General features: G+C 63.3%; 20 protein-coding genes and 2 pseudogenes. 9 read left to right on the top strand and 13 right to left on the bottom strand.

What is annotated here, in order from left to right; genetic code table 11:
• Nucleotides 1-150: 150 nt before the first annotated feature.
• Complete coding sequence (locus tag JQ573_RS08040) at nucleotides 151-558, bottom strand: hypothetical protein (protein WP_176532404.1); 408 nt, start codon at nucleotides 556-558, stop codon at nucleotides 151-153.
• Nucleotides 559-914: 356 nt separating this feature from the next.
• On the opposite strand from JQ573_RS08040, the gene JQ573_RS08035 reads away from it, so the two are divergent.
• Both JQ573_RS08035 and JQ573_RS08030 read left to right on the top strand, forming a co-directional pair.
• Nucleotides 915-2327, top strand: coding sequence for an MFS transporter (locus JQ573_RS08035; RefSeq protein WP_212310963.1), 1413 nt, complete (start codon nucleotides 915-917; stop codon nucleotides 2325-2327).
• Nucleotides 2328-2443: 116 nt separating this feature from the next.
• Nucleotides 2444-3202: a GntR family transcriptional regulator gene (locus tag JQ573_RS08030; RefSeq protein ID WP_212310964.1), complete on the top strand. Its 759-nt coding sequence runs from the start codon at nucleotides 2444-2446 to the stop codon at nucleotides 3200-3202.
• Between the two features lie 131 nt (nucleotides 3203-3333).
• On the opposite strand, the gene JQ573_RS08025 is transcribed toward JQ573_RS08030, so the two are convergent.
• From JQ573_RS08025 to JQ573_RS08000, 6 genes are all read right to left on the bottom strand, one after another.
• Nucleotides 3334-4443, bottom strand: coding sequence for a Zn-dependent alcohol dehydrogenase (locus JQ573_RS08025; RefSeq protein ID WP_212310965.1), 1110 nt, complete (start codon nucleotides 4441-4443; stop codon nucleotides 3334-3336).
• 35 nt (nucleotides 4444-4478) lie between these two features.
• Entirely contained in the window at nucleotides 4479-4787 is a 309-nt protein-coding gene (locus JQ573_RS08020; protein WP_249131263.1) for a DUF6166 domain-containing protein, read from the bottom strand.
• Between the two features lie 40 nt (nucleotides 4788-4827).
• Nucleotides 4828-5025: a hypothetical protein gene (locus JQ573_RS08015; protein WP_212310967.1), complete on the bottom strand. Its 198-nt coding sequence runs from the start codon at nucleotides 5023-5025 to the stop codon at nucleotides 4828-4830.
• Nucleotides 5026-5037: 12 nt separating this feature from the next.
• A complete protein-coding gene (locus JQ573_RS08010; RefSeq protein WP_212310968.1) occupies nucleotides 5038-5412 on the bottom strand; it encodes a hypothetical protein in 375 nt (124 codons plus the stop codon).
• A complete protein-coding gene (locus JQ573_RS08005) occupies nucleotides 5399-6196 on the bottom strand; it encodes a sterol desaturase family protein (protein WP_212310969.1) in 798 nt (265 codons plus the stop codon). The genes JQ573_RS08010 and JQ573_RS08005 overlap by 14 nt, the downstream gene beginning before the upstream one ends.
• A 270-nt stretch (nucleotides 6197-6466) precedes the next feature.
• On the bottom strand, nucleotides 6467-8596 hold the full coding sequence (locus tag JQ573_RS08000; protein WP_212310970.1) for an acetate--CoA ligase family protein: 2130 nt from the start codon (nucleotides 8594-8596) through the stop codon (nucleotides 6467-6469).
• A 217-nt stretch (nucleotides 8597-8813) separates the two neighbouring features.
• On the opposite strand from JQ573_RS08000, the gene JQ573_RS07995 reads away from it, so the two are divergent.
• The 3 genes from JQ573_RS07995 (at nucleotide 8814) to frc (ending at nucleotide 12673) form a co-directional block, all read left to right on the top strand.
• Nucleotides 8814-9509 carry a GntR family transcriptional regulator gene (locus JQ573_RS07995; RefSeq protein WP_097670734.1) on the top strand — a complete coding sequence of 232 codons (696 nt, stop codon included), beginning with the start codon at nucleotides 8814-8816 and terminating at the stop codon, nucleotides 9507-9509.
• A gap of 89 nt (nucleotides 9510-9598) precedes the next feature.
• Nucleotides 9599-11329 carry an oxalyl-CoA decarboxylase gene (gene oxc, locus JQ573_RS07990; protein ID WP_212310971.1) on the top strand — a complete coding sequence of 577 codons (1731 nt, stop codon included), beginning with the start codon at nucleotides 9599-9601 and terminating at the stop codon, nucleotides 11327-11329.
• A 66-nt stretch (nucleotides 11330-11395) separates the two neighbouring features.
• Nucleotides 11396-12673 carry a formyl-CoA transferase gene (frc, locus tag JQ573_RS07985; protein ID WP_212310972.1) on the top strand — a complete coding sequence of 426 codons (1278 nt, stop codon included), beginning with the start codon at nucleotides 11396-11398 and terminating at the stop codon, nucleotides 12671-12673.
• 215 nt (nucleotides 12674-12888) lie between these two features.
• Here the strand turns inward: frc and JQ573_RS07980 are convergent, their stop codons facing one another.
• Both JQ573_RS07980 and JQ573_RS07975 read right to left on the bottom strand, forming a co-directional pair.
• Nucleotides 12889-15492, bottom strand: a complete 2604-nt coding sequence (locus JQ573_RS07980; protein WP_212310973.1) for an MASE1 domain-containing protein — start codon at nucleotides 15490-15492, stop codon at nucleotides 12889-12891.
• A gap of 343 nt (nucleotides 15493-15835) precedes the next feature.
• Nucleotides 15836-16494 (bottom strand): annotated as a pseudogene (locus tag JQ573_RS07975) (oxidoreductase); the annotation flags it as partial.
• 232 nt (nucleotides 16495-16726) lie between these two features.
• Here JQ573_RS07975 and JQ573_RS40890 point away from each other — a divergent pair.
• Both JQ573_RS40890 and JQ573_RS07965 read left to right on the top strand, forming a co-directional pair.
• Nucleotides 16727-16810 (top strand): annotated as a pseudogene (locus JQ573_RS40890) (hypothetical protein); the annotation flags it as partial.
• Between the two features lie 229 nt (nucleotides 16811-17039).
• The gene (locus tag JQ573_RS07965) at nucleotides 17040-17294 is read left to right on the top strand and encodes a TetR-like C-terminal domain-containing protein (protein ID WP_283815058.1); all 255 of its coding nucleotides are present in this window, start codon (nucleotides 17040-17042) and stop codon (nucleotides 17292-17294) included.
• Between the two features lie 39 nt (nucleotides 17295-17333).
• On the opposite strand, the gene JQ573_RS07960 is transcribed toward JQ573_RS07965, so the two are convergent.
• Both JQ573_RS07960 and JQ573_RS07955 read right to left on the bottom strand, forming a co-directional pair.
• Complete coding sequence (locus tag JQ573_RS07960) at nucleotides 17334-17570, bottom strand: helix-turn-helix transcriptional regulator (protein ID WP_212310975.1); 237 nt, start codon at nucleotides 17568-17570, stop codon at nucleotides 17334-17336.
• Between the two features lie 5 nt (nucleotides 17571-17575).
• Entirely contained in the window at nucleotides 17576-18133 is a 558-nt protein-coding gene (locus tag JQ573_RS07955) for a DUF2975 domain-containing protein (RefSeq protein WP_212310976.1), read from the bottom strand.
• Between the two features lie 134 nt (nucleotides 18134-18267).
• Here JQ573_RS07955 and JQ573_RS07950 point away from each other — a divergent pair, with 134 nt between their 5' ends.
• The gene (locus JQ573_RS07950) at nucleotides 18268-18774 is read left to right on the top strand and encodes a DUF2147 domain-containing protein (RefSeq protein ID WP_212310977.1); all 507 of its coding nucleotides are present in this window, start codon (nucleotides 18268-18270) and stop codon (nucleotides 18772-18774) included.
• A 360-nt stretch (nucleotides 18775-19134) separates the two neighbouring features.
• On the opposite strand, the gene JQ573_RS07945 is transcribed toward JQ573_RS07950, so the two are convergent.
• Both JQ573_RS07945 and JQ573_RS07940 read right to left on the bottom strand, forming a co-directional pair.
• Nucleotides 19135-19755, bottom strand: coding sequence for a general stress protein (locus JQ573_RS07945; protein ID WP_212310978.1), 621 nt, complete (start codon nucleotides 19753-19755; stop codon nucleotides 19135-19137).
• A gap of 19 nt (nucleotides 19756-19774) precedes the next feature.
• Nucleotides 19775-20101, bottom strand: coding sequence for a hypothetical protein (locus tag JQ573_RS07940; protein WP_212311651.1), 327 nt, complete (start codon nucleotides 20099-20101; stop codon nucleotides 19775-19777).
• A gap of 557 nt (nucleotides 20102-20658) precedes the next feature.
• On the opposite strand from JQ573_RS07940, the gene JQ573_RS07935 reads away from it, so the two are divergent.
• Nucleotides 20659-21666 carry an alpha/beta fold hydrolase gene (locus JQ573_RS07935; RefSeq protein WP_212310979.1) on the top strand — a complete coding sequence of 336 codons (1008 nt, stop codon included), beginning with the start codon at nucleotides 20659-20661 and terminating at the stop codon, nucleotides 21664-21666.
• Nucleotides 21667-21765 lie beyond the last annotated feature (99 nt).

Raw genomic sequence — 21765 nt, 5'->3', positions numbered from 1 at the left:
CTTCTCTCTGCTGGGATAGGATGGATCAAGATTCCGCTGACGGCTCCGGAACCGACGCAGCCGTCGCATCGGAGCACATCGCGCGTCCCAAGCATAGGGTCGGTGGCATCGCCGGGACTTTCGCGGCGAAAGCACCCTCGGGCGGTGTGGTCAGAGCACCTCGCCCAAATCGATCGCCCGCCTCGCGAACTCGATGGCCTTCTCGGCGGTGATCGCATCCGCTGTCGTCGTCGCCTCGTCGCGCACCGACGGCGGAGACGCGATCCGGATCTTCTTGCCGTTCGACCGGCGGATGGTTGCGCGCCAGCGATCGACATCGCGCCGGTAGGCATCGATCACAAAATCCCGATAGGTGACGCCGCTCATGAGCGGCTGAAGGGACGCTGCTTCGAGGCCGGCCGGCCGGCTTGCGACATCGCGGACCATCTCGACAATCATCTCGACCGCATGCTCACGCGCAGCACCGGTCGCGTCCCTGAGCAGATAGCTCACCGCCGCGCCGATCTGCGCCCTTGCGCGATCGTCGCTCGCAAAATCCAAATCGACCTGAACTGACATGATGGGGAAAACGCCTCCTCCGGACCCAACACCGGATACCCCCAGGCGTCCGGCACATTGCAACCATGAGACCTTTAGTCGGCCCCCCATTAAAGTCGGATTATCGGACAGGCCCCGATTTATCGCATGCCGTTAACCGGGCTTTGATGCCGCTTCGGAAGATGTCCGAAGCGCTATCGAACGCCGGTCAGGCCCGCGCTCCGCGCCGATTTGTCCCCGGCCATGCCCGGCGCCACGAGTCGGTCAGCGCCGCCAATTCGCGTGTGATCACCAATTGACATATCACTGCTATCCGTGTGACATTTTACGGAACGGGCCGACAAGAGCCCGGCAACGTCCACTTGGGGAGGACAGCAATGACCATTTCCGACGCCACCGCATCGGCCGCAAGCCGGGCTCCGGCCGCCGTCGCGCGCACCGCGCAAGCGCAGCAAGTCGCCGCCATCGCGGCGCGCCTCGAACGGCTGCCGCTGACCTCCTATCAGCGATGGATCTTCGGGATCATCGCAACCGCATGGTTCTTCGACAGCATGGACCTGGCCGCGCTGACCTTCGTGCTTGGCTCGATCCGCCAGACCTTCGGCCTGTCGACGGCGGAAACCGGGCTGCTGTCCAGCATGAGCTTCCTCGGCATGTTCGTCGGCGCCGCGTCCGCCGGCCTACTGGCCGACCGCTTCGGCCGTGCCCGCGTCTTCCAGGTCAGCATGATCTTCTGGGGCTTGGGCAGCCTGTGCTGCGGCCTCTCGACGACGGCGACCGCGCTCGGCGCTTCCCGCCTGCTGCTCGGCTTCGGCATGGGCATGGAGTTTCCAGTCGCGCAGTCGATGGTCTCGGAGATCATGCCGGCCAAGAACCGCGGCCGCTACATCGCGTTCCTCGAAGGATTCTGGCCGCTCGGCTTCATCGCATCGGGCCTGTTGACCTATTTCGTGCTGCAGGTCGCCGACTGGCGCTGGGTGTTCATCCTGCAAGCGATCCCGGCCGTCTTCGTGCTTGTGGTGCGGCGCTACGTTCCGGAATCGCCGCGCTGGCTCGCGTCCCACGGCTATTCCGAGCGGGCCGAAGCGACCGTGCGCGCCATCGAAAGCAGGGTCCGCGATCGTCTCGGCAGCAAGGAGCTGCCGCCGGTGGTGCGCCAGGCCGCCGCTCCCACATCCGAAGTGACCGGCCTGAGAACGCTGTTTTCGGGCATCTACGCCAAGCGGACCGCAATGTTGTGGACCTTGTGGTTCTTCGCCCTGCTCGGTTTCTACGGTCTGACCACATGGCTCGGCGCGCTGCTGCAGGCCAAGGGATTCCCGATCACCAAATCGGTGTTCTACACCATCATGATCTCGCTCGCGGGCATCCCCGGCTTCCTGGTCTCGGCCTGGCTCGTCGAATCCTGGGGCCGCAAGGCAACGCTGGTGATGAACCTGCTCTGCGGCGCGATCGCCTGCCACTTCTACGGTTCGGCGGCGGACCAGACCCAGCTCATCATTGCCGGCCTCTGCATGCAGTTCTTCCTGTTCGGCATGTGGTCGGCGCTCTACGCCTATACGCCCGAACTGTACCCGACCCATGTCCGTGCCACCGGAACCGGTTTTGCCTCCGCGATCGGCCGAATCGGTTCGCTGATCGGCCCCTATGTGATCGGCGTGATCCTGCCCGCGGCGGGACAGAGCGGCGTGTTCGCGCTGGGCGCCGGCGCGTTCGTGGTGGCGGCGCTGGCGGTGCTGTTGCTCGGTGAGGAAACCCGCGGCCGCACGCTGGAGAGCATTTCGCACTGATGATGCGCCGCTGTTCGCTGCACGCGGCCGGATTCGGTGTAGCGCCCGTCGAGCGGCCTTGTCACTGCCGGCGGGGCGTGTGAGATATCTGCTGTACAGCAGCACGCAAGATCCCGATGGCCGATTCGAACAAGCGATCCAGCACGGTGCGCGCCCGCGCAGCAGGAAACCGCCGGCCGGCGCGGCCATCGTCCGCCGCCGCCGGCAAGCCGCGCGCTGCCGCGCAGGCCCGTCTCCCGCAAGCCGACGTCACCCTCACCGACCGTGCCTATGCCGAGCTGGAAGAGTTGATCGTGACGCTGCAACTGCCGCCCGGCACCGCGCTCTCCGAGCTCGTGCTCGCCAAGCGGCTCGACATCGGCCGGACCCCGATCCGCGAGGCGTTGCAGCGGCTGTCGCGCGACGGCCTCGTCAACATCCTGGCCCGCCGCGGCGTGCTGGTATCCGAGATCGACCTGCGCGCCCAGCTCCGCCTGCTCGAGGTGCGGCGCGAGCTGGAACGGCTGATGGCGCGCGGCGCCGCCGAGCGCGCCACCACCGAGCAACGCAAGCAATTCTCCGAGATCGCCGCCGGCATGCGCCGCGCGTCGGAAAAATCCGACGATCTGCTGTTCATGCGGCTGGATCACCAGTTCAACACCCTGATCTCGGCGGCGTCGCGCAACGAGTTCGCCTCCCGCGCCATGGGCCTGATGCACGGCCTGTCGCGCCGATTCTGGTACCAGCATTACAAGGAAGCGGCCGACCTGCCGCTCGCGGCGCGGCTGCATGCCGACGTCGCCGAAGCCGTCGCGGAGCGCCGCGTCGATGCCGCGGGCGCCGCGTCCGACAGCCTGATCGACTACATCGAAAGCTTTGCACGTTCGACGCTGTGAGGGCTTGAGATCATGATGCGATTGGATGAAATCGCATCATGATCTCGTCTCTTTGTTTGAGCATAATCTCCGCGCAAACGCTTCGCGTTTGTCGCGAGGGAAAACCGGGCTCCACTTTTCCGGATCATGCTCTAGAGCTCGACGACCGTGCGGATCGAGCGGCCGCGCCGCAACGCCTCGAAGCCATCATTGATGCCGTCGAGGCTGCAGTGGCCGGTGATCAGTTCGTCAAGCTTGAGCCGGCCGTCGAGGTAGGCCTGCGCTAGCAACGGGAAGTCGCGCTGTGGCCGCGCGCCGCCGTAGCTCGAGCGGCGAAATCGCTTCTCGCCCATCAGCGCGCCCCAGCGAAAACTCACGTCTTGCGTAACGTCGATCTTGCCGAGCCAGATCACGTCGCCGCCCGGCCGGACTGCTTCCGCGGTCTGCCGAAACGCCAGTGGATGGCCCGCCGCCTCGAGGATGACGTCGGCGCCGCGCCCACGCGTCGCCTCCTTTGCGAACCGGACCGGGTCCTCGCGCGCCGCGTTGACCGCGTGCGTCGCGCCGAGTTGCCGCGCCAGCGCAAGCTTTGCATCGTCGAGGTCGACCGCGATGATCGCACCGGCGCCGGCGAGCCGGGCGCCCTGCACCGCTGCCAGCCCGACCGCGCCGCAGCCGGTGACCATCACGGTATCGCCATAGCCGATGGCGGCGACATTCAGCGCGGCGCCAACGCCGGTCATGACGCCGCAGCCGATCAGGCAGGCACGATCGAACGGGATGTCCTTGGGCACGACGATCGCCTGCTGCGCCGGCAGCACGAGGTATTCCGAGAACGCGCCGAGGAACATCAGATGCGACAGGCTGCCGCCGCCCGCGAGCTGCGCCTTCGACGCGCCGTCGAAATGCACGCCTTCCGCACCCCTGGTGAGATAGCTCTCGCACAGGATCGGCTGCGCGCGATCGCAGTGAAAGCAGTGTCCGCAATGCGGATTCCAGGACAGGATCACATGGTCGCCGGCGCGCACGTCGTGCACCGCGCTGCCGACCTCCTCGACCACGCCGGCCGCCTCGTGCCCGAGGATCATCGGCAAGGGGTAGCGCAGCGACCCGTCGATCACCTCCAGATCGGTGTGGCAGAGCCCCGCGGCACGTACCTTCACCACGACGTCGGTCGGCGTGGGTGCTGCAAGCGAAATGCGTTCGATGGAGAGCGGCGCTCCGCTCTGGTGCAGCACCGCCGCGCGACAGGTCAGGGTCATCTCAAAAATTCTCTCGCCGGGACATCAGCGTCGGGTCAGGCCGTTTGTCCGGACCGCAGCGCCGCGACCGCCTCATCGAGATCGGCCGAGGAGAGCTCCCATTCATTGCCGAAATTGGCGACGATGCGCCGCATGAAGCTCTCGTGCAGCGCCTTCGCCGCGGTCGCGTCGTGCAGATGTTCATAGAGCAGCGCGAAGGCCAGCTGTGCCGGCTCGGGCCCCTCATAGCTCCATTCAAATCCGTGTTCGGTGAGCCGAAGCTGGTCGTAATGCGGTGACAGCGGCTCGCCGTCGACCAGCACGGAAATGCCGTCGATGGTGCGGTCCCCGGCATAGCTCGCCATCGGAGTCTCCCTGTGCTGCAGCATCATATCAGGAGTCCTGTCAGGATCTTGGCGGACGCATCGTGATGTCCTTCTTGACGACCTCGGGGAAGATCCACATCGCGACCGTGGCGAATACGCCAAGGAAGGCGACCGCGTAGCTCGGTCCCTGCTGTCCGAGATAGACCATGAAGAAGTATCCACAGGCCGCCGTGGCGAGGCACGCCAGCGACAGCATGAGCTTGATGTGGCTTGGCATCGAGACCTCCCTCTAGGTCCACATGTGGAACGATGGTGCGGCCACGCCGACCAGCAGCGCCAGCGCCGCAATCATGGCGCAACAGGACAGCCGCAATCCCACGCGTCCGTCACGCCACCATTCCGGCAGCGCCTGAAACAGCCCGGGCAGGAACAGGAACAGCACACCGCCCACCACAACGACGGTGGTCCAGCGCAGCTCGACCAGGGCGAATGCCAGCGTGCCGGCGAGCAACATCGCCCATAATGCGGTCGTCATCGTCACCGGCAGAACGGCGCGTCCGCGCAGCGGATACATCCCGGTCAGCTGCAGGAAGCCGATGCAGCACACGCTCCACAGCAGGCCGAACCAGGCGAGGCCGGCGAGATTGGGTTCAAGCTGCGGCATGCGGCACCGATTGCTCCTTCACCACGACCCGCGGCGTCCGCGCCGTCCGTCGCATGTCGGTCTTCACGTAGCGCGTGCTGTAGCCGTTGAAGACGTGGCCGAGCAGGCCGCGGTTGAGATCGGAGGTGCCGAACACATAGTCCATCACCGGGAAGGTCAGGTTCATGTTCCGCTCCATCATGATCGACTGGTTGTGATGGGCGGTATGATGCCGGCGGATGGTGTTGACGAAGGGCATGTTGCGCACGAAGGCATTTTCCTCGACGTGGCAGCAGAAATGCATGAATTCGTAGATCAGGTACATCGACGTGGTCGTGGTGATCAGCAGCCAGCCGGTATTGGCCGAGATCACGAGACCGGCGACGATCGCTGGCGGGATCGACATCAGGGTGAACACCACCAGCGCATAGGGCGGGAAGAAGGTGACGCGCCAGTCGTGATGATCGGCGAAGCGCATCTCCTCCTCGGTGAAGAACTGATGGTGCATCAGCGTGTGGCGGCTGTAGATCGCGCGCAGCAGCGGCACGTTCGAGGGCCGGTGCATGACGAAGCGATGCACCGCCCATTCGAAGAAGTTCGCAATCAGGAATACCGCCGGAATGGTGAGGTACTCCCACCACTTCAAATCGTGCACATTGGCCAAATAGACGTACAGCGCCGTGAAGCCGATCGTGTAGATCAGCACGACGTGCAGCCAGCCATTGTACCAGCCCACCACGCGCTCGCGGTAGGTCGCGCGATATTTGCGCTGGCGGTCGGTCATCCCTGTTGCAGCCAACTCCATCGCGGCGTCCTCCATCATTCTTATCTGACATATCAGTAGCACATCAGCCACGGAAGGCAAGCTGCCTTGATGGACAGAACGCGATCGGGAAAAAAGGATGGCGCGCGGAACCGGCGCAAGACGGAGCCGGAAAGCTCGGGCTGGGTTCGAACGATCGGGCTGATGCCGCCCTTCCCGCCCACCTCGGCGGCAAGGCCCAGACTGGAGCCAAATAAAAAGCCGCCCCGGACGATGTCCGAGGCGGCCTCTGGTGTTCGACAGATCAGACGATCAGAGCAGTCCCGCGCCGCGGGCCCATTTGTACTTGGCACCCAGCACCTCGACCGGCAGTTCGGTCGAATAGGCGTAGGCCGGAATGCCGTTCTGGTAGAGATATTCGGCGGCTTCCTCGACCTCGACGTCGCCGGCGAGCGAGGCGACGATCGGCTTCACGAAGCCCTTGGCCTCCATCTCCTTCTTCACCTCGACCATGTTCCGGGCGAACACCATCGGCGGCGTCACGATGGTGTGCCAGTAACCGAGGATCAGCGCGTGGATGCGCTCGTCCGAGAGGCCGAGCTTCACGGTGTTGACGTAGGTGATCGGCGGCTCGCCACCAGTGATATCCACAGGATTTCCAGCCGCGCCGAACGGCGGGATGAACTTGCGGAACGCCGCATCGAGATCCGGCGGCATCTGCATCAGCGACAAGCCGTTGTCGACGACGGAGTCGGAGAGCAGCACGCCGGAACCGCCGGCACCGGTGATGATCAGGACGTTCTCGCCCTTCGGCGTCGGCAGCACCGGCACGCCGCGGGCGAACTCGAGCAGCTGCCGGAGCGAGCGCGCGCGGATCACGCCGGACTGCTTGAACACGTCCTCATAGATCTTGTCGTTGCCGGCGAGCGCGCCGGTGTGCGACGACGCCGCCTTCGCACCCGCAGAAGTGCGGCCGGCCTTGAGCACGACCACCGGCTTCTTCTTGGAGACGCGCTTGGCGGCCTCCGCGAAGGCCCGGCCGTCCTTCAGGTCTTCGCAGTGCTGCGCGATCAAATTGGTGTTGGGGTCCTGCTCGAAGAAGGCGAGCAGATCGTCCTCGTCGATGTCGGATTTGTTGCCGAGGCCGACGATCGCCGACACGCCCATCTTGGCCGAGCGCGAGAAGCCGATGATCGCCATGCCGATGCCGCCCGACTGCGACGACAGCGCCGCGTGGCCCTTGACGTCGTAGGCGGTGCAGAACGTCGCGCACAGGTTGGCCGGCGTGTAGTAGAAGCCATAGATGTTCGGCCCCATCAGGCGGATGTTGTACTTCTTGCCGACCTCGACGATCTCGGCCTGCAATTCGGGCGCGCCGGCTTCGGCGAAGCCCGAGGGAATCAGCACCGCGCCGGGGATTTTCTTCTCGCCGCACTCGACGAGCGCGCCGGCGACGAATTTCGCCGGGATCGCAAACACCGCCGTGTCGATCACGCCCGGCACGTCCTTGACGCTCTTGTAGGCCTTGTAGCCGAGGATCTCCGCGGCCTTCGGGTGGATCGGATAAATCTCGCCCTTGTAGCCGCCGTTGATGAGGTTCTTCATCACGGAGTTGCCGATCTTGCCGTCCTCGGCGGAGGCGCCGATCACGGCTACGCCCTTCGGCTGCATGATGCGGCTCATCGCGGCGACGATTTCCTCGGTCGGGCGCGGCGCCGGACGCGGCTTGTAGTCGAAGTCGACGACGATGCGGACGTCGGCGGCGATCGCGTTCTTGCTGGTCGCAAACACCGGATTGAGATCGAGCTCGACGATCTCGGGGAAATCGCTGACCAGCTGCGACACCTTGACGATGATTTCGGCGAGCGCCTCGCGGTTGACCGGCTCGCCGCCGCGTACGCCCTTCAGCATCTCATGCGCCTGGATGCCGTCGAGCATCGACAGCGCATCGTCCTTGGTCGCGGGCGCGAGGCGGAAGGTGATGTCCTTGAGGATTTCGACCAGCACGCCGCCGAGGCCGAAGGCGACCAGCTTGCCGAACGAGCCGTCGGTGATCGAACCGACGATCACCTCGGTGCCGCCGCCCAGCATCTGCTGGACCTGGATACCCTCGATCTTGGCATCGGCCTTATATTTCTTGGCGTTGGCCAGAATGGTCTCGTAGCTCTTCTCGGCATCCGCGGCGCTCTTGACGCCGACCACCACTCCGCCGGCCTCGGTCTTGTGCAGGATGTCGGGCGAGACGATCTTCATCACGACCGGGAAGCCCATGTCGGAGGCGATCCGCGCGGCTTCGGCGGCCGACTTGGCGACGCCCTCCTTTGGCACCGGAATGCCGTAGGCGTCGCAGACCACCTTGCCTTCGGGCGCGGTGAGGCTCGTACGCTTGTCGGCCCTGACCGCATCGAGAATTTTGCGGACCGCATCCTTCGAATTTGACATTGGCTTCCTCCTGGGACAGATTTCGTGGCATTTGGTATGCCAAAAACGTAATTGTCAAGGTCGGTCGATGCCCAAAAATACCGAAAAATATGGGCAGCTTGACATTCTGGTATTTGGCATGCCAAAAATCTAAGGTACTTTCTTCTGCTAAGAAGACGTCTCCAAGAGGAGGAGACGAGTCGTGCCAGAACCGAAACAGACCAAGGCGTCGCCCACCATGGCTGACACAGATATCGCCATCGTCCGGATCGCGCCGGAGACGAGCTTCAAGAACAAGGCCTATGAGGCCTTGAAAGAAGCGATCCTGAAGATGGACATCTACGCGACGCCGGAGCCGGTGATGCTCGACGAGCGCGCATTGTCCGAGCGTCTCGGCGTCAGCCGCACGCCGATCCGCGAAGCGATCGCGATGCTCGAGCAGGACGGATTCGTGAAGACCGTGCCGCGCCGCGGCATCGTCGTGGTCCGGCGCACCAAGGCGGAGATCGTCGACATGATCCGCGCCTGGGCGGCGCTGGAAAGCATGGCGGCGCGCCTGATCACGACAACAGCGCGCAAGAAGGACATCACGGCGCTGCGCGACTTCTTCAAGGACTTCAGCGACGATCGCCTGCCGCAGGATCACGTCGAGGAATATTCCAAGGCCAACATCGCCTTCCACCAGGCGCTGATCTCGCTGTCGGAATCGCCTGTGCTGGTCGACCTCACCAATGACCTGCTGCTGCATGTGCGCGGCTATCGCCAGCTCACGATCGGCCGCAAGGACCGCACCGCGACCTCGCTGCCGGAGCATCTCGGAATCATCGAGGCACTGGAAGCGCGCGACACCGAGCTCGCCGAAAAGCGCGCGCGCGATCACACGCTCGGCCTTGCCGCCTATGTCGAGGCGCACGGCCAAGAATTATTCACGTAGAGAACCGTTCACGTAAGTTTGAGAGTCCACACCCGCTTCAGACGACGATCAGATCGTCCGAACCAAGAACGATCAGGGAGACGATGCCGATGCTGAATACCGCTACGAAGTCCGAGGCACCGGGCACCGAGCAAGAATTGACCGATGGCTTCCACCTCGTCATCGATGCGCTCAAGCTCAACGGCATCGATACCGTCTATGGTGTGCCGGGCATCCCGATCACGGACCTGGGCCGCATGGCCCAGGCGGCGGGCATTCGCGTGCTCTCTTTCCGCCATGAGCAGAATGCCGGCTATGCGGCCTCGATCGCCGGCTTCCTGACCAAGCGTCCCGGCGTCTGCCTCACGGTGTCGGCGCCCGGCTTCCTCAACGGCCTCACCGCGCTTGCCCACGCCACCACCAACTGCTTCCCGATGATCCTGATCTCGGGCTCGTCCGAGCGCGAGATCGTCGACCTGCAGCAGGGCGACTATGAGGAGATGGACCAGCTCGCGATCGCCAAGCCGCTGTGCAAGGCGGCGTTCCGCGTGCTGCACGCCCAGGACATCGGCATCGGCCTTGCCCGCGCGATCCGCGCCGCAGTGTCGGGCCGTCCGGGCGGCGTCTATCTCGACCTGCCCGCAAAGCTGTTCGGCCAGGTCATGGATGCGGCGGCCGGCGAGAAGTCGCTGGTCAAGGTGATCGATGCTGCGCCGGCGCAGCTCCCTGCCCCGTCGGCGGTCAAGCGCGCGCTGGACGTGCTGAAGAACGCAAAGCGTCCGCTGATCATCCTCGGCAAGGGCGCGGCCTATGCGCAGGCCGACGAGGCGATCAAGAATTTCGTCGAGAAGAGCGGCGTGCCGTTCCTGCCGATGAGCATGGCCAAGGGCCTCTTGCCCGATCTGCATCCGCAATGCGCGGGTGCGGCGCGCTCGACCGTGCTGAAAGATGCCGACGTCGTCATGCTGATCGGCGCCCGCCTCAACTGGCTGCTGTCGCACGGCAAGGGCAAGACCTGGGGTGAGGCTCCGAAGAAGTTCATCCAGGTCGATATCGAGCCGAAGGAAATGGATTCCAACGTCGAGATCGTCGCCCCCGTGGTCGGCGATATCGGCTCCTGCGTGTCCGCGTTCCTCGACGCCATGGGCGCCAACTGGTCGGCCGCGCCGAGCGACTGGCTCGCCACTGTGGCGAAGAAGCGCGACGACAACGTCGCCAAGATGGCGCCGAAGCTGATGAGCAACGCCTCGCCGATGGACTATCACGGCGCGCTCGGCGCGCTCCGCACGATCATCGCGGAACGTCCGGACACCATCTTCGTCAACGAAGGCGCCAACACGCTCGACCTCGCCCGCGGCGTCGTCGACATGCACAAGCCGCGCAAGCGGCTCGACGTCGGCACCTGGGGCGTGATGGGCATCGGCATGGGCTATTCGATCGCGGCCGCGGTCGAGACCGGCCTGCCCGTGCTCGCAGTCGAAGGCGACAGCGCGTTCGGCTTCTCCGGCATGGAGGTCGAGACCATCTGCCGCTACAAGCTGCCGATCTGCGTCGTGATCTTCAACAACGACGGCATCTATCGCGGCACCGACGTCAACAGCGCGGGCGAGGATCCGGCCACCACCGTTTTCGTCAAGGGCTCGCGCTACGACAAGATGATGGAAGCCTTCGGCGGCGTCGGCGTCAACGCCACCTCGCCCGACGAGCTGAAGCGCGCGGTCAATGCGGCGCTGGATTCCGGCAAGCCGACCTTGATCAACGCGGTGATCGATCCGGCGGCGGGCTCGGAGAGCGGCCGCATCGGCAACCTCAATCCTCAGAGCGTTCTGAAGAAAAAGTAAGCAGTCCCCTTCAACCCATCACTCCCTGCGGGTGCAGGGGCAGACCACAGTACGGAGCATAATATTATGACCAAGGCGCTCAAGGGCGTTCGCATTCTCGATTTCACCCACGTCCAGTCGGGTCCGACCTGCACGCAGTTGCTGGCCTGGTTCGGCGCCGACGTGATCAAGGTCGAGCGTCCCGGCGTCGGCGACATTACGCGCGGCCAGCTGCAGGACATCCCGAACGTTGACAGCCTGTATTTCACCATGCTGAACCACAACAAGCGCTCGATCACGCTCGACACCAAGAACCCGAAGGGCAAGGAAGTGCTGACCGCGCTGATCAAGCAATGTGACGTGCTGGTCGAGAATTTCGGCCCCGGCGTGCTCGACCGCATGGGCTTCCCCTGGGAGAAGATCCACAGCCTCAACCCGAAGATGATCGTCGCCTCGATCAAGGGTTTCGGTCCCGGCCCCTATGAGGATTGCAAGGTCTACGAGAACGTCGCGCAGTGCACCGGCGGCGCCGCCTCGACCACCGGCTTCCGCGACGGCCTGCCGCTGGTCACCGGCGCGCAGATCGGCGACACCGGCACCGGCCTGCATCTTGCGATCGGCATCCTGGCCGCTCTCCATCAGCGCACCACGACCGGCAAGGGCCAGAAGGTCACCGCCGCGATGCAGGACGGCGTGCTCAACCTGGCGCGCGTCAAGCTGCGCGACCAGCAGCGCCTCGCCCATGGACCGCTCAGGGAATACAGCCAGTTCGGCGAAGGCATTCCGTTCGGCGACGCGGTGCCGCGCGCCGGCAACGATTCCGGCGGCGGCCAGCCCGGCCGCATCCTGAAGTGCAAGGGCTGGGAGACCGACCCGAACGCCTACATCTACTTCATCACCCAGGCCCAGGTCTGGGAGAAGATCTGCGACGTGATCGGCGAGCCGACCTGGAAGACCGATCCGAACTACGCCAAGCCGCCGGCACGCCTGCCGCGCCTGAACGAGATCTTCGCCCGCATCGAACAGTGGACGATGACCAAGACCAAATTCGAGGCGATGGAGATACTCAACAAGGACGACATCCCCTGCGGTCCGATCCTGTCGATGAAGGAGATCGCGGAAGACCAGTCGCTGCGTGCGACCGGCACCGTGGTCGAGGTCGATCACCCGACCCGCGGCAAGTACATCTCGGTCGGTAACCCGATCAAGCTGTCGGATTCGCCGAGCGACGTTCAGCGCTCGCCGCTGCTCGGCGAGCACACTGACGAGATCCTGCGCGAGGTGCTCGGCTTCAGCGATCACCAGGTCGCCGAGATCCACGACTCCGGCGCGCTCGACCCGCCGAGGAAGCAGGCGGCCGAGTAACGGCTGCGCTCAATCAAAACGACAAATGGCCGCGGGCAACCGCGGCCATTTTTGTTCGGGCTGCCGCTCTCCGCATCAATGGCGGACATCGATGAGCCCGGTGCCTCATGTCTGCCCGGGGCGAGATGCGGACAACCTATTCAGCTTTTACGACAATAGCCTGTTCGATCACTGCGTCGGCACCGCCGGTGCAATGCCCGCGATGGTGCGACCGGTCAACTTCTGCGTACAGCCTCAGTCGTGCTTGACGCCAAAGGTATGCCGGATGAGCGCGTTGATCTCGGCGGCGCAAGATCCTGGATAAAATCTCTTAGTGCTTCGGTATCGAACGGCTTGCGGAGTATTTTCAGGCTTGGCGGGGCTGCTTTTGCGGCATCGCTATAACCGGTTGTGAGGGCTATGGGCAAACCGGGGTACCGCGACCGAACTTCTCTCGCGAGCCCGACGCCATCGATGGTCCCTGGCATGACGATATCGCTGAAGACGAGATCGATCTTCGTACCGGTATCGAGCAACTTCAATGCCGCTTCGGCCGAGTCTCGGTAGATGGTTTCATAACCCAGATGCTCGAACAGCGATGATGTCACATCCGCCACTTCGGGGCTGTCGTCGACCACGAGAACCGTCTGCCGCGGCGGCTGCCTTGGTCTTGCCCGGGCAGCGGCGAGCTCTTTGCTGGTGATCTGCTCGTCCACACAGGACGGCAAATAGATTGTAATCGTTGTTCCCTGTCCGACCTTGCTGTCTGCCGTCACGGTTCCGCCCGCCTGGTGCGCAAAACCATAAACCTGGGACAAGCCGAGCCCGGTCCCTTTGCCGACCTCCTTGGTCGTGAAAAACGGATCGAACATCTTGGACAGAAGATTTGGCGGAATACCGGTGCCGGTATCGCCAAGTGTGATCGCAAAGAAGGCCTTCCCACGGCGATCGCCGCCGGTTTCCTGATTTGCGGTCACCGCGTGGACCGACAACGTGAATGTGCCGCCGCTTGTCATTGCATCTCGCGCATTGACGGCGATGTTGACGATCGCAAGTTCCAGCTCGGCGAGGTCAACCTTGACCGGTGAAACGCCGTCGCCAACGTTCTCGTTGTACACGATGTTCCCGCGCAGCGAGCTCTCAATCATGGTCCGCATGTTCTTGATGGACGCATTCAGATCAACGACCGTCGGGCTGAGATGCTGGTGACGAGAGAATGTCAACAATTGGCGCGTGAGACTTTCGCCGCGTTTGGCCGCGGTTTGTATGGCTTCGATGGCCTTTGGCAGTTTTGGATCAAGCAGGCGTTGAAATATCTGGGCACTGCCGCCGATGATCATCAATAGATTGTTGAAGTCGTGTGCGATCCCGCCGGTCAGCTTGCCGATTGCCTCCATCTTCTGAGACATCGCGAGCTGTTCGCGCGCCTGGACCAGCTTCTCCTCCGCGTCGCGGCGCTCCGTCGCGTCGCGCAGGATACTGATAAAACCGATCAGATTTCCTGCGTCATCACGGCTCGAAGAGACTGAGCCTGTGATGAAAAACGGCGTACCATTCTTTCTGATACGCCAACCCTCTACGTCGTACTTGCCGCTTTCGATTGCCGACTCCAGCGCGTGCGTCGGTGAACCCGCGCGGCGTTCATCCGGCCGATAGAATATCCCGAAGTGCTTGCCTATGATTTCTTCCGAGGTGTAGCCGATGATCTTTTGAGCGGTGCTATTCCAGCTCGTCACGTGTCCTTCTCGATCAAGCGCAAAAATTGCATAATCGACAACGCCTTCGATAAGGGTCTGGAAGTGCCGTCTGATGCTGTCGAGCGCCAAAGCTTTCCGTTCAAGTTGACCGTTCAGCTGATCCTGGACGGAAAGCAACTGGGCTTCCCTGGCCTGGCGCGTCGCGCTTGCCGCGGCCAGGGCAAGCGGAGGCGCCGACACGATGATCGAAAGCACGAACAAGGATAACAGCGCCCCGTTCGGATCGATTTTCGAAAATGGATCATTCCCCACCGAGAACCCCCACACGGCAGTTCCGACGAAAATGAGCGCGGCCGTCGTCGCGGCGCATCGATCGCCGCGCAGACCGGCCCAGATCAAGGGCAGTAAAACCAGAAAGCCCAGAAGGCTCCGATGCGGCAGCAACACGTCGAGGCCGTTGCTGACGAGATCGCTACCGATCAGCGGGCTATAAGCAGCGAGCCCGATGGTACCAGCGAGAGCAGCGACCGTGATCGATTCCAACAGAGTCCATTTGGAAGCAATGCGTAAGGGCATCGTCGCCCAGAGCACGATGACCGGAGCAATCACCAGGGCCCCGGCAGCGTCCGCAAGCCACCAGGTCAACCCGGCGACGACGGAATCGGAAAAATTCGATTCGTTGGCGAGCGTGAAGCCGGCCAAGGCGATGGCTGAACTGATGATCGTGGTCGGCGCAAAGGAAATGATTGCAAACCTTGCGACACCGGACGGTGTGGCAAACGTCTGGCGACCGTTCGACCAGCGGCCGATCAGCCATGTCCCGGCACATGCGGCAAGCAGGCTGCCGATCCCGGCGGCGCCGATCTCCAGGAGCGATCGGTCGGCCAAGAGGTAAGGAGCGAGGGCCCCCACCAGGATCGCGGGCCAGATCCGGTAGCCGCGCAGCAGGACCAGCGCGAGCGCAAGCCCGGTTGGTGGCCATAGCGGTGTCGCGGCTGGATTGATTGCGGGAAGCAATCGCGCGGATTCGGCGAGACCAGCATAAATTGCGGCAATTATCAGGATTTCGGCCGCGTAGATCGCAACGCTCCAAGCGTCGCCAAAAGCGAAAATCCTGGCCTTGGCGAACGTTGCCCTTTCCATCGCGAGCCTTTTGCAGTGGGCATCTCAACAATGCGGACGCAGTTTTGACCAAAACATGGCCGCCCGATCGTGAGTAGAGAGGCGCTAGGCAACTTCGGAACCAAGGGCCATCGGACAGCACCGTTGACCTAACGGTGGCGGTACACGACGCGCGGCAGCATCCGGAATACGAATCGGCCCGATCCCGCTGCGTGTCGGTGACATCATCAGCAATCATTTTCCCTGTTGGCGCAAGAACTCTCGCTGCCGCTCTCATGACCGCTTCGCGTCAGAAGCGAACCTTGGCGCCCATATGCATCCTATCTAGGCAAAAGAGGCAAACCACGGCCCCCGTCGCGCATTGTCAGCTCTGCTCCTGCTGGCCAGCGGCGCGAGATGCCTGACTGGCCATAGCGACGCGGTCGAGCTGCGGGATGGCCTCGGGCGGCAGTCGCAGGGCGCCCGCTGCAAAATTCTGGTGGAGATGCGCGACCGATGACGTGCCGGCGATCAACAGCAGGTTCGGCGCGCGTTGCAGCAGCCACGCGAGCGCCACCTGGCGGGTCGTCGCCCCGAGGCTTTGCGCGACGCTGTCCAGAATGGGCGAGTTGCGCGGGCGGAAGCCGCCCAGGGGAAAAACGGCACATAGGCAACCTGCTTGGCCGCGAGATCATCGATCAAGGCGTCATCGCTGCGATGCGCCAGATTGTAGTGGTTCTGCACGCAGACGATGGCGGCGATCCTGCTGCCTTCATCGAACTGCGCGCGGGAAATGTTGCTCAGGCCGATATGGCGGATCAAACCCTGCTGCTGCAATTCGGCCAGCACGGAGAGCGGCGCCTCCACCGAACTGTCGTCCGGGCCGAACTGGCCACCGAGGCGCAGGTTGACGACATCAAGCACGTCAAGGCCGAGATTGCGCGGATTGTCGTGCACGGCGTCGATCAATTCCTCCCGGGATATCGCCCTGGGCCAGGATTTGTCCGGTCCGCGGCGCGCGCCGACCTTGGTCGCGATCGTAAGCCCGGCGGGGTCCGTTAAATTTACACGTCAAGCCGAACACGCGTAGGGTTACGATCCCCAGAGCGATTCAGTTCCGATAGAATCGGAACTGAATCGCTCGAGATTCATGTTTTGACGCGTTTTCCTCACGCGAACCGGTGTCCGCTTCGCTGGAAAACGCTATCGCCAAGGGAATCGGATGAAGGCGCGTCGACGGAATGCGCGAGGTGAAGGCGGGCAATAGCGCTAGGACATCCTCAAGGCCGCCATTGCCCTGATCGACAAAGCCGGCTCGTGCGAAGGCGTTTCGCTGCGCGCTGTCGCCAAGCAGGCCGGCATCGCCGCGCCGTCGATCTATCCGCACTTTGCCGATCGCGACGCGTTGCTGCTCGCGGTCCTGCAAAAGCTGTTCGATGAACTCGTCGAGCTGCGCACCAGGGCGGAGGACGCAGCCGGCAGCGGTGCATGGGAGCGCCTGCGGGCCGGCGTCTTCGCCACGGTCCGTTTCGGGCTGGAACGGCCGGACCATTACAAGATGCTCTACGAAGGCCGCGTGATATCGCGGCCTGAGCGATCCGAAGGCCGCAACGTTCGGGCGTGCGATTCAGATCCGCGTGGTGGCGCTGATCAAGGAAATCCTCGCGGCGACACCCGGCCGCGAGGCGGAAGATGCGGAACGACTGTCACTGCTGCTATGGGCAGCCACCCACGGCGTGATCTCACTCCAGATCAACAAGCCCACCTTGCGCTGGCCTAGGGCAACAGCTCTCGTCGAGGAGCTAATGCGCGCCATGATCCGGCCAGGCGCCGCTGCAAGCTGAGCGGACTGGCCGCGCGGCCTTCCAGTCGGTCGCGCCAGATCAGCCGCCCTCGGCCTCACCCTCATCGCCCGGCACATATTCCAGAATGTCCCCCGGCCGGCAGTCGAGTTCGCGGCAGATCGCCGACAGCGTCGAGAAGCGCATCGCCTTGGCCTTGCCGGTTTTCAGGATCGACAGGTTCTGGATCGAGATGCCGATCGCGTCCGCGAGGTCTCCGAGGCGGCGCTTGCGCTTTGCGAGCATGACATCGAGGTTCACCACGATGGGCACGAGCATCACCCTCAGATCGTCAGATCGTTTTCGGACTGCAACAGGATGGCGTGCTCGAGCACGAATTTCAGCGCCATCAGGAACACACCGCCGGCGATGGTGCCGACGTCGACGCCGTAGCTCGGCAGGAAGAACTTGATGTCGCCGAGCTTGTACAAGGCAAAGGCGACCGCGTTGGTGGTGATCGTATCGACAAACGGCCAGACCACCAGGAAGATCCCCATCCACCACACACCCTGCAAGGTTTCCGACACGAAGATTCGTCCGTTGGCGAATCGATTCACCATGCGATGAAGGATGCCGATCAGCACGGCATAAAACGATACCCCAAGCGCGAACAGCGCCCAGAACAGCATCTGCCCCTTGGCCGACATGGCGAGCGGGTCGGCGACGATGGCCGCGCATTTCGCCTGCTCGCCGGTGAGGCTTTCGGCGATCGCGCCCGCGGCCGTCGTGGTGCGGTAATAGGCCAGCCACAGCACGACCGGCAGCGCAGCCCAGATCACCCAGAACGCCCGATCGAGCCGGCGAAACCAAAGCTGGCGCTGCTCGCGAACCGATTTCCTCATCACATCCATCCGATAATTTTTTGCCCGTACAGGCCGTTACGGCCGGGCGGCATCATGCTGCGGTAATGTTGTTGACTCAACCTTAAACGTGATTTATTTCATGTTTATCATGAAATTTTTCATGAAGAAGGTGGATGATGACGTTACCCCCAGATATTGACGGCCTCCGCAGCGCCCTGAAACAGCTGATCCACGCTCACCTCACGCGCCGCCTGATCGTGGCGGCGTTCCACATTCCGCTGCTTGGCAGCGCCGCCGATGCCGCCAAAGCCGCCGACAAGGCCAACGATCCGGCCGGGGTCTGGCTGACCCAGTCCGGCGACGCCAGGATCAAGGTGCAGCGCTGCGGCAGCGCGCTGTGCGGCCGCGTCGTCTGGCTGAAGGAGCCGACCGACAAGGCCACCGGCAAGCCGCAGCGCGACGACAAGAATGCCGATCCCGTGCAGCGGACCCGGCCGGTGATAGGCATCTCGCTGTTCATCAACATGCAGCCCGCAGGCCCGAACAAATGGGCCGGCAGGATCTACAACGCCGATGACGGCAAGACCTATGAAAGCTCGGTGACACTGATGTCGTCGGGCACGCTGAACGTTCGCGGCTGCATGGGAACGCTGTGCGCGGGCGAAGACTGGACGCGGTGAAGGGATCTGGCCCCGACCCTTCATCGGCCAAGAAGAAAAGCAAACCCAGTCACTCAAGGCCGCCCCGTCAGGCGGCCTTCTTTATGAAGGCGACGCCTCCATGGAGGCCGCAGCAAGCCGCGTCAGCTCCCGGCTCGTTTGGGATTGTTGAGCACCTTGCGCGGCGTAGCCGGACCGCCGGCGGACAGCAATGAAAGCGGCGCCTGTCTCCCGCACCTGCCAGAGGAGAAATCAGAGATTCCAGCAAGCGAGCCGGATTCATCAAAGCAGACATCGCTTCCCGGATATGCCCTGCCCTCTCTCGTAGGGAAAGTATAGAAGAGCGACGGCTTGCGCGCGCAAGCCGTCGCAACGTTCTGTTTAACGCAGTGAACCACCGTAACGCCGCCGCTCCTCGCGAATCTCTTCGGCGCCATAAGGCTGGCTGGCAGGATCGAACGATTTCCACCCGGCCTTTTGCCACGCGGCACTCCGGTCACGCAGGTTGACGGACGACTCGTCGAGTATCGTCTCAACGCGAGGCCGCTCCGCATCCGCTACGCGCGCTGACACGAGCGTACCTCCGCGACGAACCCCTTCCGCGTAGGTGCCCGCATCCTCCCTTGAAACGCCGGCCTCCGTGAGCGCTCCGACAATTCCGCCCGTAGCGGCGCCCGCGGCAGCACCGACCGCAGTCGCGGCCAGCCAGCCTGCTGCGACAACGGGCCCAAGGCCAGGGATGGCCAGCAAGCCGAGACCGGCAAATAGGCCGGCGGCGCCACCCAACCCCGCACCGATGCCGGCGCCCTTGCCGGCACCTTCGGCGCGATCGTCGACACCATCGCGGTCACGATCCACCTTCTTGTCGGAACTGAACCAGCTGTCCGAATTATTGGCAACGATGCTGATGTCCGAATGAGGCACGCCCGCAGCCTCGAGCCGTCGAACAGCCTGCTGGGCGTCATTGTATTGGTCGTAAAGGCGAGAAATTGTAACGGTCATTTTGTATCCTTGTTACTTGTTACTTGGCCGAATTGACGTTGCCTTGAAAGTCGACGCTGACTGCAGTGGCCGATCCGCCTTTGCTGGCTTGGCCGCGCCAGACGCCGTTGTCGTCCTTCTTCAACTCGGTGACGTTTGCGTAGCCAGCATCCTCGATCTTCGATTTGGCTTGGCCTTCGGTGAAACTGTTGTGACCCGCGACAGGAGCATCGGAGTTGTTCTGACCGGCACTGTTGACCGCGTTGTTGTTCGGCTGGGACTGCGCCGGCGGATTCTGCGCCGAGGCCGGCAATGCCGTGGCAGCCGCCAATAAAGAAATGCAAACGAAGATTGATGGGCGTTTCATAATTTTCTCCAGGGTCTGAGGAGTGAGCCAAGCCGCCGTTGAAGCTTTGGTTCCTCCATCGCCGCGCGGCTTGCGATCCGGGTCTGAAGTAAGCCACGTGTCCCCCACGATGAGAGCTGCAAGTGCACCGCTGGCGCCGAGCAGCATCAACACGCTGGGACCGAGCTCGCAGCTTGCGCGGCCGCATCCCGTTGCTCACGCCAATCGTCCATGAAGCTCAGTCAGCCCCTGGGAGGTTCGTTCCTATCCCGCCATGCCGCATCCCCTCGCGATGTTAGGAACCTATCGTTGCACCTCCTGTTGCGTCTGCACGACATGACCGGCACGGCGCCGCGGGAGCCGTCCTCGACAGGGTCAAGGCCGAAGATCGTCGATGGCGAAATCGATCCCAGCATTGCGGTCAGTCATCCGGCCGGTCTCGGCCTGAGCTGTGCAAGAAATTTCGCGACAAAGAACGCGACGAAGAAGTCGGCGTCATCAAGATCGCAATCGGACCAGGACGCAGATCCGCAAGCAACCCGTCTCCAGCAGCTGGCTTCGTCCAGCGAAAGTGTCACATGCGCATTCTGAAAAAACGTTCGCCATCGCTGGCGGTCAGCGCCGTTCGTGCTCTGAGGGAATATCCGATGGCATCCGCCGTTGTCGCGGCAGTCGGCTTGATGGCTGCCGCTGCGGTCGTCAATCAACGACTTGCCGACAAGGCGCAGCGCGATCATCCGCCACAAGGACGTTTCATCGAAATCGACGGCGTCCGCCTGCACTATGTCGAACGCGGGTCCGGCCGGCCACTGGTCCTGCTTCATGGCAACGGCAGCATGATCCAGGATTTTGAGACGAGTGGTCTCATCGATCTCGCCGCCAGGCACTATCGCGTAATCGTGTTTGATCGCCCGGGCTTCGGCTACAGCCTGAGGCCCCGCAATGTCGTATGGACCCCCGCGGCCCAGGCGGATCTCTTCAGGGACGCGCTTGCGCACCTGGGCGTCGACAAGGCGATCGTGCTCGGACATTCCTGGGGGGCTTCCGTTGCAGTCGCCTTGGCGAGCAAGTATCCTTCGATGGTCGAAGCGCTAATACTGGCGTCGGGATACTATTTCCCGACGGCCCGCCCCGACGCGATCATGGCGATGGCCGGGCCGGCAATACCCGGATTCGGCGATATCCTCAGTCACACAATCTCGCCGATCCTCAGCCGCCTGATGTGGCCCGCCATGCTGCGGCAGCTTTTCGGACCCAAATCCGTCCCGCATAAATTCGACCGCTTTCCAAAGTCATTGGCCGTGCGTCCATCGCAACTTCGCGCCAGTGCCGCCGAAGCTGCGCTAATGGTCCCTGCGGCGATCCTGTCCGCGAAGACCTACGGTGAATTGGCCATGCCGGTCGTCATCCTGGCAGGCGAGGACGATCGCATCATCGACATCGACGAGCAGTCCGGCAGGCTGCATGACGAGATCAAGCACAGCAAGATGCACCGCCTCCCGAGAGCCGGCCATATGATTCAGCAGTCGGATACGGCCGACCTGATGGCGGCGGTCGACGAAGCCGCGGCGGAAACGCTGCATTGAGAGCGTTCTAACTTCGCAGCGGATCTGGCTGCGGCGCTAGTCGCAGTTAGGAACGTTCAACCGAACGTCCTGTTGGCCACGTGTCCTCCTGCCAATCAT

Source organism: Bradyrhizobium sp. AUGA SZCCT0105, assembly GCF_018129565.1.
In the GTDB taxonomy this organism is placed as follows: Bacteria; Pseudomonadota; Alphaproteobacteria; order Rhizobiales; family Xanthobacteraceae; genus Bradyrhizobium.
The sequence above is the reverse complement of the archived record's forward strand: the minus strand, read 5'-3'. Positions and strand labels throughout refer to the sequence as shown.

Coding starts and splice junctions, on each gene's coding strand:
- JQ573_RS08040 (WP_176532404.1), bottom strand. CDS start 558: ATGTCAGTTCAGGTCGATTTGGATTTTGCGAGCGACGATCGCGCAAGG.
- JQ573_RS08035 (WP_212310963.1), top strand. CDS start 915: ATGACCATTTCCGACGCCACCGCATCGGCCGCAAGCCGGGCTCCGGCC.
- JQ573_RS08030 (WP_212310964.1), top strand. CDS start 2,444: ATGGCCGATTCGAACAAGCGATCCAGCACGGTGCGCGCCCGCGCAGCA.
- JQ573_RS08025 (WP_212310965.1), bottom strand. CDS start 4,443: ATGACCCTGACCTGTCGCGCGGCGGTGCTGCACCAGAGCGGAGCGCCG.
- JQ573_RS08020 (WP_249131263.1), bottom strand. CDS start 4,787: ATGGCGAGCTATGCCGGGGACCGCACCATCGACGGCATTTCCGTGCTG.
- JQ573_RS08015 (WP_212310967.1), bottom strand. CDS start 5,025: ATGCCAAGCCACATCAAGCTCATGCTGTCGCTGGCGTGCCTCGCCACG.
- JQ573_RS08010 (WP_212310968.1), bottom strand. CDS start 5,412: ATGCCGCAGCTTGAACCCAATCTCGCCGGCCTCGCCTGGTTCGGCCTG.
- JQ573_RS08005 (WP_212310969.1), bottom strand. CDS start 6,196: ATGGAGTTGGCTGCAACAGGGATGACCGACCGCCAGCGCAAATATCGC.
- JQ573_RS08000 (WP_212310970.1), bottom strand. CDS start 8,596: ATGTCAAATTCGAAGGATGCGGTCCGCAAAATTCTCGATGCGGTCAGG.
- JQ573_RS07995 (WP_097670734.1), top strand. CDS start 8,814: ATGGCTGACACAGATATCGCCATCGTCCGGATCGCGCCGGAGACGAGC.
- oxc (WP_212310971.1), top strand. CDS start 9,599: ATGCTGAATACCGCTACGAAGTCCGAGGCACCGGGCACCGAGCAAGAA.
- frc (WP_212310972.1), top strand. CDS start 11,396: ATGACCAAGGCGCTCAAGGGCGTTCGCATTCTCGATTTCACCCACGTC.
- JQ573_RS07980 (WP_212310973.1), bottom strand. CDS start 15,492: ATGGAAAGGGCAACGTTCGCCAAGGCCAGGATTTTCGCTTTTGGCGAC.
- JQ573_RS07960 (WP_212310975.1), bottom strand. CDS start 17,570: ATGCTCGTGCCCATCGTGGTGAACCTCGATGTCATGCTCGCAAAGCGC.
- JQ573_RS07955 (WP_212310976.1), bottom strand. CDS start 18,133: ATGAGGAAATCGGTTCGCGAGCAGCGCCAGCTTTGGTTTCGCCGGCTC.
- JQ573_RS07950 (WP_212310977.1), top strand. CDS start 18,268: ATGATGACGTTACCCCCAGATATTGACGGCCTCCGCAGCGCCCTGAAA.
- JQ573_RS07945 (WP_212310978.1), bottom strand. CDS start 19,755: ATGACCGTTACAATTTCTCGCCTTTACGACCAATACAATGACGCCCAG.
- JQ573_RS07940 (WP_212311651.1), bottom strand. CDS start 20,101: ATGAAACGCCCATCAATCTTCGTTTGCATTTCTTTATTGGCGGCTGCC.
- JQ573_RS07935 (WP_212310979.1), top strand. CDS start 20,659: ATGCGCATTCTGAAAAAACGTTCGCCATCGCTGGCGGTCAGCGCCGTT.